Source organism: Actinomadura rayongensis (genome assembly GCF_009831215.1).
GTDB lineage: Bacteria > Actinomycetota > Actinomycetes > Streptosporangiales > Streptosporangiaceae > Spirillospora > Spirillospora rayongensis.
Map to the genome: position 1 here is coordinate 421,265 of NZ_WUTW01000001.1, position 14,801 is coordinate 436,065.

13 protein-coding genes are annotated in these 14,801 nt (G+C 72.8%); 4 read left to right on the plus strand and 9 right to left on the minus strand.

Annotation, left to right across the window (positions count from 1 at the left end):
• Positions 1 to 37 precede the first annotated feature (37 nt).
• Positions 38 to 646 carry a cob(I)yrinic acid a,c-diamide adenosyltransferase gene (locus tag GQ466_RS02025; RefSeq protein WP_161101043.1) on the minus strand — a complete coding sequence of 203 codons (609 nt, stop codon included), beginning with the start codon at positions 644 to 646 and terminating at the stop codon, positions 38 to 40.
• Between the two features lie 105 nt (positions 647 to 751).
• On the opposite strand from GQ466_RS02025, the gene GQ466_RS32580 reads away from it, so the two are divergent.
• Complete coding sequence (locus GQ466_RS32580) at positions 752 to 2,317, plus strand: GMC family oxidoreductase N-terminal domain-containing protein (protein ID WP_161101044.1); 1,566 nt, start codon at positions 752 to 754, stop codon at positions 2,315 to 2,317.
• A gap of 332 nt (positions 2,318 to 2,649) precedes the next feature.
• Here the strand turns inward: GQ466_RS32580 and GQ466_RS02035 are convergent, their stop codons facing one another.
• A complete protein-coding gene (locus tag GQ466_RS02035) occupies positions 2,650 to 4,914 on the minus strand; it encodes an ATP-binding cassette domain-containing protein (protein WP_161101045.1) in 2,265 nt (754 codons plus the stop codon).
• A 115-nt stretch (positions 4,915 to 5,029) separates the two neighbouring features.
• Between GQ466_RS02035 and GQ466_RS02040 the strand changes: the two genes are divergently transcribed.
• The gene (locus GQ466_RS02040) at positions 5,030 to 5,893 is read left to right on the plus strand and encodes an MmyB family transcriptional regulator (protein ID WP_161101046.1); all 864 of its coding nucleotides are present in this window, start codon (positions 5,030 to 5,032) and stop codon (positions 5,891 to 5,893) included.
• A 58-nt stretch (positions 5,894 to 5,951) separates the two neighbouring features.
• Here GQ466_RS02040 and GQ466_RS02045 read toward each other — a convergent pair whose 3' ends face one another.
• The 3 genes from GQ466_RS02045 to GQ466_RS02055 all read right to left on the minus strand — a co-directional run bounded on the left by GQ466_RS02045 (position 5,952) and on the right by GQ466_RS02055 (position 9,471).
• Positions 5,952 to 6,461 (minus strand): hypothetical protein, encoded by a 510-nt coding sequence (locus tag GQ466_RS02045; RefSeq protein ID WP_161101047.1) that lies wholly within the window; start codon positions 6,459 to 6,461, stop codon positions 5,952 to 5,954.
• 105 nt (positions 6,462 to 6,566) lie between these two features.
• Positions 6,567 to 8,066, minus strand: a complete 1,500-nt coding sequence (locus GQ466_RS02050; protein ID WP_161101048.1) for an aldehyde dehydrogenase family protein — start codon at positions 8,064 to 8,066, stop codon at positions 6,567 to 6,569.
• Positions 8,067 to 8,145: 79 nt separating this feature from the next.
• Positions 8,146 to 9,471 carry a carotenoid oxygenase family protein gene (locus GQ466_RS02055; RefSeq protein WP_337193276.1) on the minus strand — a complete coding sequence of 442 codons (1,326 nt, stop codon included), beginning with the start codon at positions 9,469 to 9,471 and terminating at the stop codon, positions 8,146 to 8,148.
• 94 nt (positions 9,472 to 9,565) lie between these two features.
• On the opposite strand from GQ466_RS02055, the gene GQ466_RS02060 reads away from it, so the two are divergent.
• On the plus strand, positions 9,566 to 10,099 hold the full coding sequence (locus GQ466_RS02060) for a PadR family transcriptional regulator (protein ID WP_161101050.1): 534 nt from the start codon (positions 9,566 to 9,568) through the stop codon (positions 10,097 to 10,099).
• A gap of 37 nt (positions 10,100 to 10,136) precedes the next feature.
• Here GQ466_RS02060 and GQ466_RS02065 read toward each other — a convergent pair whose 3' ends face one another.
• Entirely contained in the window at positions 10,137 to 10,961 is an 825-nt protein-coding gene (locus tag GQ466_RS02065; protein ID WP_161101051.1) for an SDR family oxidoreductase, read from the minus strand.
• Positions 10,962 to 11,033: 72 nt separating this feature from the next.
• Here GQ466_RS02065 and GQ466_RS02070 point away from each other — a divergent pair, with 72 nt between their 5' ends.
• On the plus strand, positions 11,034 to 11,639 hold the full coding sequence (locus GQ466_RS02070) for a TetR family transcriptional regulator (RefSeq protein ID WP_337193277.1): 606 nt from the start codon (positions 11,034 to 11,036) through the stop codon (positions 11,637 to 11,639).
• A gap of 7 nt (positions 11,640 to 11,646) precedes the next feature.
• Here the strand turns inward: GQ466_RS02070 and GQ466_RS02075 are convergent, their stop codons facing one another.
• The 3 genes from GQ466_RS02075 to GQ466_RS02085 all read right to left on the minus strand — a co-directional run bounded on the left by GQ466_RS02075 (position 11,647) and on the right by GQ466_RS02085 (position 14,583).
• On the minus strand, positions 11,647 to 12,435 hold the full coding sequence (locus tag GQ466_RS02075) for a site-2 protease family protein (protein ID WP_161102344.1): 789 nt from the start codon (positions 12,433 to 12,435) through the stop codon (positions 11,647 to 11,649).
• Between the two features lie 83 nt (positions 12,436 to 12,518).
• Positions 12,519 to 13,337, minus strand: a complete 819-nt coding sequence (locus GQ466_RS02080; RefSeq protein ID WP_161101053.1) for an SAM-dependent methyltransferase — start codon at positions 13,335 to 13,337, stop codon at positions 12,519 to 12,521.
• 61 nt (positions 13,338 to 13,398) lie between these two features.
• Positions 13,399 to 14,583, minus strand: a complete 1,185-nt coding sequence (locus GQ466_RS02085; RefSeq protein WP_161101054.1) for a DUF5753 domain-containing protein — start codon at positions 14,581 to 14,583, stop codon at positions 13,399 to 13,401.
• Positions 14,584 to 14,801: the final 218 nt, after the last annotated feature.

The window sequence follows — 14,801 nt, forward strand, 5'->3', positions numbered from 1 at the left end:
GGCGGACCGGCGTCCCGAAGGTGGGGTTTACCCGACCTCAGCGCTCGCCGCCCGGCTTCCACAGGACGTCCCCGTGCCCGGCGTTCGCCACGCGGCCGAGGATGAACAGCAGGTCGGACAGCCGGTTGAGATACCGCGCGGTGAGCGGGTTGACCCCGCCCTCCGAAGCGTCGTCGCCGTGCGCCTCGATCGCCGCCCACGCGCTGCGCTCGGCGCGCCGCGTCACGGTCCGCGCGACGTGCAGCAGCGCCGCGCCGGGCGTCCCGCCGGGGAGGATGAAGCTGCGCAGCGGGGGCAGGTCGGCGTTGAACTCGTCGCAGGCCGCCTCCAGCCGCTCGACGTAGGCGTCCTCGACGCGCAGCGGGGGGAACTGCGGATCCGGGACGACCGGAGCGCACAGGTCCGCCCCGACGTCGAACAGGTCGTTCTGGACGCGCACCAGCAGCGCGGCGACGGCCTCGTCCAGGCTCCCGAGCGCCAGCGCCGCCCCGATGGCGGCGTTGGCCTCCTCCACGTCGGCGTACGCGGTCAGCCGCGGGTCGGTCTTGCGCGTCCGCGACGCGTCGCCGAGCGCGGTCGTCCCGTCGTCCCCGGTCCGCGTGTAGATCCGCGACAGCACGACGGGCTGGTCCCTGTCCTTCGCCATGACCACCACCCTAAGCCGCCCCGCTCAGGGGGTGGGACGGGCGAACGGCGTTCGGTAAGGTTTCTCTGACTTGACCCGGTCTGTGGAGCGACTCCGGAGGCGGCCGTGTACGACTACATCATCGTCGGGGCGGGAAGCGCGGGGTGCGTGCTCGCCGCGCGGCTCAGCGAGGACCCGGGCGTCTCGGTGCTGCTCCTGGAGGCCGGGCCGCCGGACGACGCGGAGGAGATCCACATCCCGGCGGCCGTCGCGTCGCTGATCAAGGGGCCCTACGACTGGGACTACTCGACGGTCGCGCAGGAGCACGCGGACGGGCGCAGCGTCTACTGGCCGCGCGGGCGGACGCTCGGCGGCAGCTCGTCCACCAACGCGATGATCTACATCCGGGGCGCGCGGCACGACTACGACTCCTGGCGGGACGACTTCGGCTGCGCCGGCTGGGGCTACGACGACCTGCTGCCCTACTTCAAGCGCGCCGAGGACCAGCAGCACGGCGCGTCGGAGTACCACGGGACGGGCGGGCCGCTCCGCGTCGAGGACCTCAGGCACCGGCACGCGCTCACCCGCGCGTGGGTGGCGTCGGCGAAGGCGCACGGGCTGGCGGCGAACGAGGACTTCAACGGCGCCGAGCAGGACGGCGTCGGGTTCTACCAGGTCACGCACAAGCGCGGGAAGCGCTGGTCGACGGCCGCGGGCTACCTGCGTCCGGCGCTGGCACGGCCGAACCTGACGGTCGAGACCGACGCGCTCGCCACCGGCGTGATCATCGAGGACGGACGGGCCGTCGGCGTCCGCTACGAGCGGCGCGGCGAGAACCGCGAGGCGCGCGCCGACGCCGAGGTGATCCTGTCCGGCGGCGCGGTGAACAGCCCGCAGCTGCTCATGCTGTCCGGCATCGGACCGGCCGACCACCTGCGCGAACACGGCATCGACGTCGTCGTGGACGCCCCGGTGGGCCAGGGCCTCCAGGACCACCCCTACGTGAGCGTCATGTTCGCGACGCCGCGCACCAAGAACCTGTGGGAGCAGGCCACGCCGCGCAACCTCGTCGCGTACCTGGCGGCCGGACGCGGACCGATGGCCTCGAACGTGGCGGAGGCGGGCGGGTTCGTCCGGACGGCCCCGGACCTGCCCGCGCCCGACCTTCAGTACCACGTGCTGCCCACGCCGTTCGTCCGGCAGGGCCTCGTGGACCCGGGGACGCGGGCGGTGTCGGTGCTGGTCACGGCCATCGCGATCGAGAGCCGGGGCGCGCTGACGCTGCGGAGCGCGAGCCCGCACGCCAAGCCGCTGCTCGATCCCGCCTACCTGGCCGAGAAGTCCGACCTGGAGATCCTGCTGGCGGGCGTCCGGCAGACCCGGGAGATCGCGGCGACCGGCCCGCTCGGCGAGCTGACCGGCGGCGAGCTGGCGCCGGGCGAGCAGGCCGACGACGACGCGGCGCTCACCGCGTTCGTCCGGCGCGAGCTGGGCACGCTGTTCCACCCGACGTCGACGTGCGCGATGGGCCCGGACGACGCCGTCTGCGACACCGAACTGCGTGTCAGGGGCGTGGACGGCCTGCGGGTGGTGGACGCCTCCGTCATGCCTGCCGTCCCGCGCGGCAACACCAACGCCCCGACCATCGCGCTCGCCGAGCGCGCCGCCGACCTCATCCGCGGCCGGGCCTGAAAGCGAAGCGCCCCCGTCCGGGATGGACGGGGGCGCCGGCAGCCGCACGGCCGCGCGACGGGCCTGCGGCGCCTCACCGCTTGCGGGCCTTCGCCGCCTTGGCGGCCTGCCGCGCCGCCTTGGCCTCGGCGATGAGCCGCCGGGTACGGTCCTTGGTGATCTGCTCGGTGAACTCCGGGTGCAGCATCTGGGGTCTCCTCCTGCTGTGGCGTCCGGCCCGGTTCGGCCTGACATCAGCAAGATTCGCCCTAAGACGGGGGTCGGGGCATCGGGACGACGCCTTATCTCCGCGTCCTAGGCGAGGCTTAGGGACCACGCGGACGGCCTAAGACTCACCCGGCGAGGTAGGCCGCCAGGTGCTCCCCGGTGAGGGTGGACGGCGCGGCGGCGAGCCGCGCGGGGGTGCCGGTGTAGACGACCCGTCCGCCGTCGTGCCCGCCGCCCGGCCCGATGTCGACGAGCCAGTCGGCGTGCGCGATCACGGCGAGGTGGTGCTCGATGACGACGACCGTGTTGCCGTCGTCCACCAGCCGGTCGAGCAGGGCGAGGAGCTGGTCCACGTCGGCGAGGTGGAGGCCGGTGGTGGGCTCGTCCAGGATGTACGTCCGCGCCTTCTCGGCCATGTGGATGGCGAGCTTGAGCCGCTGCCGCTCGCCGCCCGACAGCGTGGTGAGCGGCTGGCCGAGCCGGACGTACCCGAGCCCGACGTCCAGCAGCCGGGACAGGATCGCGTGCGCCGGCCCGGTCCCGAAGAACGCGTGCGCCTCCCGCACCGGCATGTCCAGGACCTCGCCGATGTTCTTGCCGTCCAGCGTGTAGGTGAGGACCTCGGCGGTGAAGCGGCGTCCCTCGCACGTCTCGCAGACGGTCGCGACGCCCGCCATCATCGCCAGGTCGGTGTAGATGAGCCCGATCCCGTTGCACTCGGGGCACGCGCCCTCGGAGTTGGCGCTGAACAGAGCGGGCTTGACGCCGTTGGCCTTGGCGAACGCGTTCCGGACGGGCCCGAGCAGCCCGGTGTAGGTGGCGGGGTTGCTGCGCCGCGACCCGCGGATGGGGGACTGGTCGGCGACGACGACGCCGTCCCGGTCGGCCAGGTAGCCGTGGACGAGGCTGCTCTTGCCCGACCCGGCCACCCCGGTCACGACCGTCAGGACGCCCTCGGGCACGTCCACGTCCACCTTCTGGAGGTTGTGCCGGTCCGCGCCCCGGATCGGGATCCAGCCGCGCGGCTCCCGGACGGCGGCGCGCAGCCCGGCGCGGTGGCCGAGGTGGCGCCCGGTGAGCGTCCCGGACGCGCGCAGCCCCGCGACGTCCCCGGTGAAGCAGATCTCGCCGCCGTCGGTCCCGGCGCCGGGGCCGAGGTCCACGACGTGGTCGGCGATCTCGATGACCTCGGGCTTGTGCTCCACGACCAGCACGGTGTTGCCCTTGTCGCGCAGCCGCAGCAGCAGGTCGTTCATGCGGCGGATGTCGTGCGGGTGCAGGCCGACGGTCGGCTCGTCGAACACGTACGTCACGTCGGTGAGGCTCGACCCGAGGTGGCGGACCATCTTCACCCGCTGGGACTCGCCCCCGGACAGGGTGAGCGTCGGACGGTCCAGGCTGAGATAACCGAGCCCGATCTCGACCAGCGCGTCCAGCAGGTCGCGCAGGTTGGCGAGCAGCGGCGCGACGGACGCGTCCGAGATCGACGCGACGAACCCCGCGAGGTCGCTGATCTGCATCCGGGCGCAGTCGGCGATGCTCACGCCGCCGATCACGGCCGACCGCGCCGCCGCGTTGAGCCGCGACCCGCCGCAGTCGGAGCACGTCGCGAACACGACGGCGTGGTCCACGAACGCGCGCAGGTGCGGCTTCATCGCGTCGCGGTCCTTGCTGAGGTACGTCCGGCGGACCTTCGGGATCAGCCCCTCGTAGGTGAGGTTGTGCCCGTCCACCTTGCGCTTCTCGGCCGGACGGTGCAGCAGCGCGTCCCACTCCTCGTCGGTGTAGTCGGCGAGCGGCTTGTCCGGGTCGAACAGGCCCGACCCGGCGATGACCTGCCAGTACCAGGACCCGACCGCGAACCCCGGCACGGTGATCGCGCCGCCGTTCAGCGACAGGGTCCGGTCCAGCAGCCGGTCGACGGCGATGTCGGACACCTCGCCGAGCCCCTCGCAGCGCGGGCACATGCCGTCGGGCGTGTTGAAGCTGAACGCGCTGGACGTCCCGACGTGCGGCTCGCCGAGCCGGCTGTAGACGATCCGCAGCATCGTGAACGCGTCCGTCGCGGTGCCGACCGTGGACCGCGCGTTCGCGCCCATCCGCTCCTGGTCGAGGACGATCGCGGCGCTGAGGTTGCGCAGCTCGTCCACGTCCGGCCGGGCCGTGCTCGGCATGAACGACTGCAGGAACGCGGTGTAGGTCTCGTCGATCAGCCGCCGCGACTCGGCCGCGATCGTGCCGAAGACCAGCGACGACTTCCCCGACCCCGACACGCCGGTGAACACGGTGAGCCGCCGCTTGGGCAGGTCGAGCGAGACGTTCCTGAGGTTGTTCTGCCGCGCGCCGCGGACCTGGATCGTCGCGTGGGCGTCGGCGGGATGGACGGGCATGGGCGCTCCTCGGCTCGGGGGACGACCGAGAACTCTATACGATGTACGGACTTTCCGGAGCGTAGTAGTGAGAGGGCCACGATCCGGACACCGGACGGCGGGTAGCCTCCCGAGGGTGGGCGACAACGAGCTGGGCGATTTCCTGCGGGCGCGGCGCGAGGCCGTCCGGCCCGCCGACGTGGGACTGCCCGAGGGACCGCGCCGCCGGACGCCGGGGCTGCGCCGCGCCGAACTGGCCACCGTCGCCGGGATCAGCGTCGAGTACCTGACCCGGCTGGAGCAGGGCCGCGACCGCAACCCGTCCGCGCAGGTCATGGGCGCGCTGGCGGACGCGCTGCGGATGACGCCCGACGAGCGGATCCAGTTCCGCTACGTCGCCAAGGCGTCCGCGGGCGGGTTCGGGATGCTCTGCCCGAACGCCGGGAGCCCGCCGCCGCGCGCGGTCCGGCCGGGGGTGCGCGCGGTGCTCGACCGGCTGGAGCCTGCGCCGGCGGTCGTCCTCAACGCGCTCGACGACGTCCTCGCCTGGACCGACGGGTTCGCGGCGCTCGCCGGGCCGCTCGGCTTCCTGGACGGCGACGGGCCCAACCTGCACCGCTACGTCTTCACCGACCCGCGCGCCCGGACGGCCTTCCCCGACTGGGACGAGGTCGCCGACGCCGCCGTCGCGCACCTGCGGATGGTCGCCGTCCACGGGGACCCGCACGTCGACCGGTTCCTGGACGAGCTGACCGTCCTCGCCGGGGCGCCGTTCACGACGCGCATGGAGGCGCTGCCGGGCCCGCCGCGCCCGGCCGCCGCGCGGCGCGTCGCGCATCCCGAGGCGGGGGTGCTGCGCCTGGCGTACGAAACGCTGGACGTCCCGGACGGCGACGCGCAGCGGATCGTCCTCTACCTGCCCGGCGACGAGCACGCCGCCCGCGCGCTGGACCGGCTGGCGGGCCGCCGCCCCGGCGTGCTGCGCGCCGTCGGCGACTGACCCCCGGACGTGCGAAGGCCGCCGTCCGGCGAGCGGACGGCGGCGCGCGGCGTGGTGATTACTTGGTGTGCTTCGGGACGATGCGGGTCTTGACCGTCGACCGCCCCGGGTTCTTGCCGCCCCAGCGGACGGTGTTGAAGATCCAGCCGACCTTGCCCGTCCGGACCGTGAACGTGATGTCCGCGTCCCGGTAGGGCTGGAGGATCCCGTGCCACACGAACTTCGTGCGGCCCAGGGTGACATGGCCCGTCGTGGCGCCGATGCTGAGGATGCGGCCGTGTTCCCGGATGCTGTCCAGCTCGTCCGTGACCTCGGCGTGGGTGATGAACCGGCTGCGGTTGTGAACGTGGATCCGGTAGTGCAGCCGCTCGCCCACGGTCACGAGGTCCTTGTCCACGTACTTGCGGACGCCGATGTTCTGCGGCACCGCCAGCTTGGCCTCGGGCGCCGACGCGGTGGCGGGGTCGTCGCCCCGGGGCGCGGCGTGCGCGGCGCCGGTGACGAGGGTCCCCATCAACGCCGAGGCCAGCGCGATCGTCGCGGGGCCTCGCATGTGCTTGATCGTCATGTCTTTAGAGTGACCACATAAGCACACAGAGTAGACTCCGCGAATGATCAAGGAGTCGTCAATCCTGGCCGCGCCCCGGGCGAGCCGGGGCGCGGCGGACGCGGCCTACTTGTAACGCCGGCCGTGCAGCATGTTGACGAGCTGGACGATCCGGGCCATCTCCTTCTCGGTCCGGCCGAACGAGCTGGGGTTCATCGGGAGCGCGAACCGCTGCCGCGTGACGGCCTTGGCGCGGGCGAACTCGCGCAGCCCGTCCGCGCCGTGGATGCGCCCGAACCCGGACTCGCCGACGCCGCCGAACGGCAGCGCCGCCACCGACGCGAAGATGCCGAACGCGTTGATCGACGTCATGCCCGAGCGGATCCGGCGGGCCGCGTCCAGCGCGCGGGCCTTGTCGCCGGAGAACACCGCGCCCGCGAGGCCGTAGGTGGTCGCGTTGGTCTTCTCGACGGCCTCGTCCATGTCGCGGACGCGGTGCACGGTGATCGTCGGCCCGAACGTCTCCTCGCAGACGGCCGCCGACGTCTCCGGGACGTCCACGAGCACGACCGGCTCCACGTAGGGCTTGCGCACCGACTCGGGGCCGCCGACGACGGCCCGTCCGCCGTGCTCCAGCGCGTCGGCGATGTGCCGCTCGATGATGTCGAGCTGCTTCGGCATCGTGATCGGGCCGTAGGCGGCCTCGCGGTCGAAGCCGGGGCGCAGCTTCTCGGCGCGGGCGGTGAGCGTGGCGAGGAACGCGTCGTAGACGTCCTCCACGACGTAGATGCGCTCCACGCCGATGCAGGTCTGCCCGGCGTTGGCCATCGCGCCCCACAGCGCGGCGTCGGCGGCGGCCTCCAGGTCGGCGTCGGAGTCGATGATCGCGACGTCCTTGCCGCCGCACTCGGCGACGAGTGGCGTGAGGTTCTGCGCGCAGGCGGCCATGACGCGCTTGGCCGTCGGGCCCGAGCCGGTGAAGGCGATCTTGTCGACGTCCGGCGAGGACGCCAGCGCCGCGCCCGTCTCGCCGAGCCCGGTGACGACCTGGAACACCGGGTGCTCGGGGACGACCGCGTCGATGATCTCGGCGAGCAGCACCCCGACGCCCGGCGTGAACTCCGACGGCTTGAACACGACCGCGTTCCCGGCGGCGAGCGCGTAGGCGATCGAGCCCATCGGCGTGAAGATCGGGTAGTTCCACGGGCCGATGACGCCGACGACGCCGAGCGGCTGGTACTCCAGCTCGCACTTCTGGTTGAGCGCCATGAGGCCCGGATAGACCGACCGCCGGCCGAGGACCTTGGCGGCGTTGCGGGCCGCCCAGTCCAGGTGCGTGATCGCGAGGATCGTTTCGAGCTGGGCGTCGGCGAGCGGCTTGCCCGTCTCCTGGTGGATGGTCTCGGCCATCCGGTTCAGGTTGCGGGTGAGCGAGCCCTTGACGTTGAGCAGCCGCAGGCGCCGCTCCTTCGCGCCCAGCCCCCGCCACCAGCGCGCCGCCTCGCGCGCCCGGGCGACGGCCGCGGCCACCGCCTCCGCGTCGTGGACGGGGTGCTCGGCGACGACCTCGCCGGTGGCGGGGTTGAGCGACGCGAAACGGGTGGGGCGTTCGGTGGCGACGGTCATGGGGGGATCCTCCCCGGGATAAGCGGTCACTTGCCTTACTCGCTGGTAGCCCAGCCTAGCCCCGGGCGTACCGTGCAAATCAAGCGTCGGGGATCCAGTTCCCGTGGAATCCGGCGGGGACGCGGCGCGGCAGCGCGACCGACGCGACCTGCCGGAGGTCGGTGGCGTCCAGCACGGCCAGCTCCGTCCCGCCGACGAGCGCGAGCAGCCAGCCCTCGTCCTCGGCGCGGGCGCCGGGCGCCGGGACGAACACCGCCTCGCCCGGCGTCTGCGCCGCCACCGCGATGGCGCCGCCCGTGGCCAGGTCGTACTTCACGATCGAGCCGGGCGCGCCCGTCCGGTCGACCGCGCCGCCGACGGTGTAGAGGTAGCGGTGCTCGCGGCCGGTGCGGGCGTCGTCGTGGGTGGGGAACTCGATCGAGCGGTCGTCCAGGGCCTCGTCGGTCGCCTTGCCGGTGGCCGGGTCGAACGTCCAGCGGTGCAGCGTCGCGCCGCCCGCGCCGCCGACGTGCCGGGCCGGGTCGGACGTGCCGCCGAGCATCGCCCAGATGTCGGCGAACGCGGCGGGCTCGTAGCGGGCGCAGTCCAGGACGATCCGCCCGTCGCGCTCGTGCGCGTTGCCGACGTGGAAGACGTAGCAGGGGTCGACGTCGAACCACTGGACGTCGCCGCCCGCGCGGGGCATGACGCCGATCCGCGCGCCGTACCCGTCGTCCCAGCGGAACGGCATCCCGTTCCCGTGCACCGCGAGGTCCAGGTCGAACACGACCGGCAGGTCCAGCCACACGACGTGGTGCTCGGTGATCGCGAAGTCGTGCATCATCGTCGGGCCCGGGACGGCGATCTCGCGGCTCTCGACCAGCTCCCCGTCCGCCGACAGCCGGTGGTAGGTGAGGTACGGCGGGAGGAACCCGTACCCGAAGAACAGCAGCTCGCCGGTGACCGGGTCCTGCTTGGGGTGCGCGGTCATGGCGGTGGTGAGCCGTCCGCCGAAGTCGCACGGCCCGACGGTCTCCAGCTCGGGCGTGACCTCGTAGGGGAGCCCGGCCTCGACCAGCGCGTAGATCTTGTCGCCGTGCGGGACGACGTGGGTGTTCGCCGGGACGGCCGTCAGGTCGACCGAGAAGTCGGGGCGGACGAACGGCGCGCCGGCGAGCGCGGCCGTCTTCACCCAGCGGTTGCGGTACCACTCGGCGCGGCCGTCGCGCAGCCGGATCCCGTGGATCATCCCGGGGCCGGTGAACCAGTGCCCGGAGTCCCGGCCCGCCACGGGGTTCGGGCCGTTGCGGAAGAAGCGCCCGGTCAGCTCGGGCGGGAGCGTGCCGGTGACGGCCAGGCCCACGGCGTCGATCTCGTCGGGGACGGGCGCCAGATGGCCGTCGAGCCAGGCGGGACGTGCGTTCACGGGCTGCTCCTCGGGGCCGACGTTCCACGTTCGACAGGTCGAAACGATGACATTCCACTTTTGACATGTCAACACTGAGATATGCTCGCGGTCCATGAGCCTTCGCCACGCCGTGCTGGGACTGATCGCCGAACTGGAGGGCGCCAGCGGCTACGACCTGCTGAAGCTGTTCGACCTGTCGCTGGCGAACGTCTGGACGGCCACGCAGAGCCAGATCTACGGCGAGCTGGGCCGGCTCGCGGCGGACGGCCTGATCCGCGTCGCGGCCGAGGGGCCGCGCGGACGCAAGGAGTACGCGATCACCGAGGCGGGCCGCGCGGAGATGCGCCGCTGGCTCACCGAGACCCGGCCGCGCTACCTGCGGCGGGACGAGCCGCTGCTGCGCGTGTTCTTCCTCGGCCAGGTCGGCGCGGACACGGCCGCCGAGCTGCTGGACGCCGACTCCGCCGGGATCGACGGGCTGCTGGACGAGCTGGTCGCGCTGGACGAGCGGATCCCGTGGAAGGAGGACGACCTGTCCTTCTACGGCGGGCTCGTCATCGAGTACGGCAAGCGGTTCATGGAGATGCGCCGCGACTGGGCGCGCTGGGCGCGGGGCGAGGTCGAGGCGCGGGCCGCCGGGGACTGACGGCCGCGCGCGGGCGCGGCCGTCAGGCGGGCGGGGGTCAGGCGAAGTCGGCGGCGTGCTCGACGGCCCAGTCCGCGAACGTGCGGCCCGGACGCCCGAGGATCCGCTCGGTCTCGGGGGAGATCGGGGCGGGGTTGTCGACCATCTCGGCCTGGGCTTCGAGCATCCAGTCGGCCATCGCCTCGGTGACGAAGCCGCCGACCATCGCGTCCCGGGCGACCTTGGCGTCGATCCGCTCGGCGGTCAGCTCGCGGCCGATCGCCGCGCCGATGAGCCGGACCTGCTCGTCCTGCCGCAGCGACTCCGGGCCGGTCAGGACGGGCCGGGCGCCGACCAGGTCGTCGGTCAGGAACGCGCGGACGGCGACGTCGGCGATGTCGCGCTCGTGGATCGCGTTGGTGTGGGAGTCGGGGTAGGGCAGGCGGACGACGCCGTCGCCGCGGATCTGCCCGGCCCACGCGAGCGTGTTCACCGCGAACGCGCCCGGCCGCAGGTGCACCCACTCCAGCCCGGAGTCCTCGATCTGCCGCTCCAGCGCGAGGTGGTGGTCGCCGATCGGGTTGCCGGGGCTGACGGACGCCAGGGACGACAGCGTCACCACGCGCTTCACCCCGTGGGCCTTGGCGGCGGCGAGGAACCCGGGCAGGTCGCCGTGGAAGACGGCCGCGTGGACGAAGACGCCCGTGACGCCGTCCAGGGTCGCGTCGGCGGCGGCGTCGGCGGTCGCGACGGCCGCCGCGCCCGCCGGGAGGCCGGCCGCCGCCGGGTCGCGGGTGAGGGCGCGGACCGGCTCGTTCGCGGCGACCAGGCCGGTCACCACATGGCGGCCGACGTTTCCGGTCGCACCGGCGATGAGATACATGGGAGCCCCTTTCATCTGGTTGGTTGAACTTATCAAACATCCGGATGGATGAGGTTTCGGTATCCTGCGCCCGTGACCCCACCGACGGCCCCGCGCCGCAGCCCCGCGCCGGAAGACCGCAGGCAGGACCCCGAACGGACCCGCCGCGCGCTCCTGGACGCCGCGCACGACGTCTTCTCCGAGAAGGGCTACGCGGGCGCGCGCGTCCAGGACATCGCCGACCGCGCCGGGGTCAACAAGCAGCTGATCAGCTACCACTTCGGCGGCAAGGAGGGCCTGTACCGCGCGCTGCGCGACCGCTGGCTGGCGCGCGAGGAGGAGTTCGCCGACCCGTCCCTGCCGCTGGACGAGCTGGTCCTGCGGTACCTGACCGCCGCGCTGGACGACCCGCGCGGCGCGCGGCTCGCCCTCTGGCGCGCGCTCACCGAGCGTCCGGACGCCGTCCCGCCCGGCCCGCCCGAGGACCTGGCGGCCCTGCGCCGCCGCCAGGCCGAGGGCGAGATCGCCCCGGAGTTCGATCCCGGCCTCATCATGATCATGCTGCACGCGCTCGTCACCGCGCCGATCGCGCACGCGCCGACGATCCGGACCGTCACCGGCCTGGACCCGGCCGGGCCCGAGTTCCGCGCGCGCTACGCCGGGCAGCTCCGCGCGCTGCTGCGCCGCCTCGGCGGCTGACGGCGAGTCAGTCGCGCCAGAACTCGAACAGGGCGCGGCCGATCTGGATGTCGGAGCCGTTCAGGCCGATCGCGTCGCACAGCCGGTAGGTCGCGTCGAAGAACGCCTCGTTGGCGGCCGGGACGAGCCACAGCACCGCGAGCAGCCCGAGGAACACGAAGCCGCCGTACTGGTCGGCCCACGCCTTGACCGGACGGGGCAGGTACGGCTCGGCGATCCCGAAGCCGTCCAGGCCGGGGATCGGCAGGATGTTGAGCAGCGCGGCCGTCACCTGGAGGAACCCGAGGAACGCGATGGCCGTCCAGAACACGCCGTGCTCGCGCGTCGCGAAGTTCTTGAACACGACCGACAGCATGATCGCGAAGAGGACGTTCGCCAGCGGACCCGCCGCCGACACGAGGCTCTGCCGCGCCCGGCCGCGGATCGCGTGCCGGTCCAGCCAGACCGCGCCGCCGGGCAGGCCGATCCCGCCGAGCAGGATGAACACGACCGGGATCGCGAAGCTGAGCACGCGGTCGGCGTAGTGCAGCGGGTTCAGCGTCAGGTAGCCGCGCGTCGCGACGGAGTGGTCGCCGGACCGGTAGGCGAAGTAGGCGTGCGCGAACTCGTGGACGCACAGCGTCAGCACCCAGCCCGCGACCACGAACCCGAACACCGCGATCCGCGCGGGCCGCTCGATGATCAGCTCGTAGCGCCAGCAGATCAGCCCGCACAGGGCGGTGACCGCCGCGATGGCGAGGAACAGCGGGCTCGGCCGCACCTCCGGCCGTCCGGCCGTCCGTCCGTGCGCGAACATCCCCACCCCCGTGCTCCCCGTACCGCCCCCGACGCTACCGGGACTCGCGGCGTGACCCGGCACGACCGGCACGATAGCGCCGGTCAGGGCTTGCGGCCCACTCCGCCGTAGGCGTCGACGTCGGCGGCCGTCCGGCCGGGCGCGGGCCGCCAGCGGGCGATCGGCACGATGCCGGGCGCGACCGGCTCAAGGCCGGTGAAGAACGCGGTGACCTGCGCGGGGCTGCGCAGTCGGTACGGGACGGCGCCGGTGTCGTCGTAGCCCTGCTGCGCCGCGAGGAACGCCTCGTCGGTCGCGGTGCCGTCGTAGAGCGCGAGGAACCCGCCGGACGGCAGCCGGTCGAGCAGCCGCGCGACGATCTCGGCGGCCTCGGCGTCGTCGGCGATGTGACCGAGGACGCCCATCAGCAGCAGCGCCACCGGACGCTCGAAGTCCAGGTGCTCGCGCGCCCGGTCGATGATCGTGTCGGGGTCGCGGACGTCGGCGTCGATGTAGTGGGTGGACCCGCCGCGCCGGCCGGTGAGCAGCGCGCGGGCGTGCGCGAGGACCATCGGGTCGTTATCGACGTAGACGATCCCGGCGTCCGGCGCGATCCGCTGCGCGACCTGGTGGGTGTTGTCCTCGGTGGGCAGGCCCGTCCCGACGTCGAGGAACTGCCGCACGCCCCGCTCGGCCGCCAGGTACGCGACGGCGCGGCCGAGGAATTCCCGCGACGCGCGGGCCAGGTCGATGATTCCGGGATAGACGCGCGTGTACTCGTCGCCGGCCTGCCGGTCGACGGGAAAGTTGTCGTTGCCGCCGAGCCAGTAGTTCCAGATGCGCGCCGAGTGCGGGACGGTCGTGTCGATCCCCGCGAGCAGGTCCTGTTCGGCGGCGGCGAAGAAGTCGTCGTCGGTGCTCATTCCCGGCCTCCCGCGTGCGACGTCCCTCCATGAAAACAAACGCGGCGGGACGGCGCACGCGTCAATGATCTTCTGGCTGGAGTCGGCCAAGAAGGTCGTGCAGCCGGTGCACGCTCGCGTCGGGAGTGGACGCCTGGGTCGCGAGGGAGTTGAACAGCCCGGCGTAGTAGCGCTCGTCGCCGGGGCCGTGCGGATAAAGCCCGTGGTTGGCCTGCTCCAGGAAAATCAGGTCCGGAAATCCCTGTTCGGGAAGGCGCAGGAGCGTCAAAGGGCCGTCGCTCGCGCCGTCGCCGCCGGACGGCATGAGCTGAATGCACACATGGGGGAGCCGCGCGAGATCGAGGAGATGCCGGATCTGGTCGCGGCGGACGTCGTCGGGGAAACCGCCGGGGAGCAGCGCCCTTTCCTCGATCACGTGCCACAGCACGGGCGGGTCGGAGCGGTGCAGGATCTGCTGGCGGGCGAGGCGCAATTCGACGCGGCGGGCGATCTCGACGGGGGACAGGGCGCCGAGGCCGGCGATCGCGTGCTTCGCGTAGGCGGGCGTCTGGAGCAGGCCGGGGACGCGGCGCGGCGCGTAGGTGCGGATCGACTCCAGCTCGGGCTCCAGCGTGAGGTAGACCTCGAACCACGGCGGGACGACGTCCCGGAAGCCGTACCACCACACGCGCGGGGAGCGCAGCCGCGTGTCGCGCAACTTGGCGCAGCGCTGGACGGTCCGGACCTGGTCCGCGTCGACCTCGGCGCGGACGGCCCCGCCCGCGTCGCCGGCCCGCGGCGAGGCCAGGGAGCAGCAGCCGTGCGTGCCGTTGAGCAGTTCCTCCGCCGCCGCCTTGGCCGACGTCGCGTCCGCGAGGCCGTGGGCCCGCGCGAGGTCGGCGCCGGACGGGGTCGAGGCCGCGTCGATCGCGGCCATCCGGGCGCGCAGTTCGGCCAGCGAGTGCATCGCGTTCTTGTTCTTGCCGTGCGCGATGCCGTAGACGGCCAGCGTCGCCCACAGCGACTCCACGAAGTCCTGCCGGGGCCGCCGGCGCCGGCGGCCGGGGGCGCGCGGTTTGAGCAGGTCGTTGACGGTCGTGTGGGGGAGTTCCTTGACCACCACGCCCAGCACCGGCTGCGGGCGCGCGGCGAGGTCTTCGGCGAGGCTTTCGATCGCCGCGAAGGATGGGTCGCCCGAAATGTGGCGATTCTCCTGAAGTAGGGAGATGACGTCAGCGATCTTGATCTGACGCTCCTCGTTCGGCATCGGTGCCGCCTTGGTCGATGGTCGGACGGTTCGGACGGGGTCATGATCCCATCGCTGCTTCCGATGACTGCGTCAGATGCCACATTCGCCGCCATCCGGATTCTTGTCACACGAGACTCGTAAGATCCATCGCCTATTCGGATATTTCGGCTGATGGAAACCCGGATAGGCGGGATGGCAGCCGTATTTATCCGGCGTCATCCGATGTCGTCCGGATT

Excerpts from the sequence above, each read along its gene's own strand:
- GQ466_RS02025 (WP_161101043.1), bottom strand. The coding sequence starts at position 646 with ATGGCGAAGGACAGGGACCAGCCCGTCGTGCTGTCGCGGATCTACACG.
- GQ466_RS02075 (WP_161102344.1), bottom strand. The coding sequence starts at position 12,435 with ATGTTCGCGCACGGACGGACGGCCGGACGGCCGGAGGTGCGGCCGAGC.
- GQ466_RS02050 (WP_161101048.1), bottom strand. The coding sequence starts at position 8,066 with ATGACCGTCGCCACCGAACGCCCCACCCGTTTCGCGTCGCTCAACCCC.
- GQ466_RS02080 (WP_161101053.1), bottom strand. The coding sequence starts at position 13,337 with ATGAGCACCGACGACGACTTCTTCGCCGCCGCCGAACAGGACCTGCTC.
- GQ466_RS02060 (WP_161101050.1), top strand. The coding sequence starts at position 9,566 with ATGAGCCTTCGCCACGCCGTGCTGGGACTGATCGCCGAACTGGAGGGC.
- GQ466_RS02035 (WP_161101045.1), bottom strand. The coding sequence starts at position 4,914 with ATGCCCGTCCATCCCGCCGACGCCCACGCGACGATCCAGGTCCGCGGC.
- GQ466_RS02065 (WP_161101051.1), bottom strand. The coding sequence starts at position 10,961 with ATGTATCTCATCGCCGGTGCGACCGGAAACGTCGGCCGCCATGTGGTG.
- GQ466_RS02085 (WP_161101054.1), bottom strand. The coding sequence starts at position 14,583 with ATGCCGAACGAGGAGCGTCAGATCAAGATCGCTGACGTCATCTCCCTA.
- GQ466_RS02045 (WP_161101047.1), bottom strand. The coding sequence starts at position 6,461 with ATGACGATCAAGCACATGCGAGGCCCCGCGACGATCGCGCTGGCCTCG.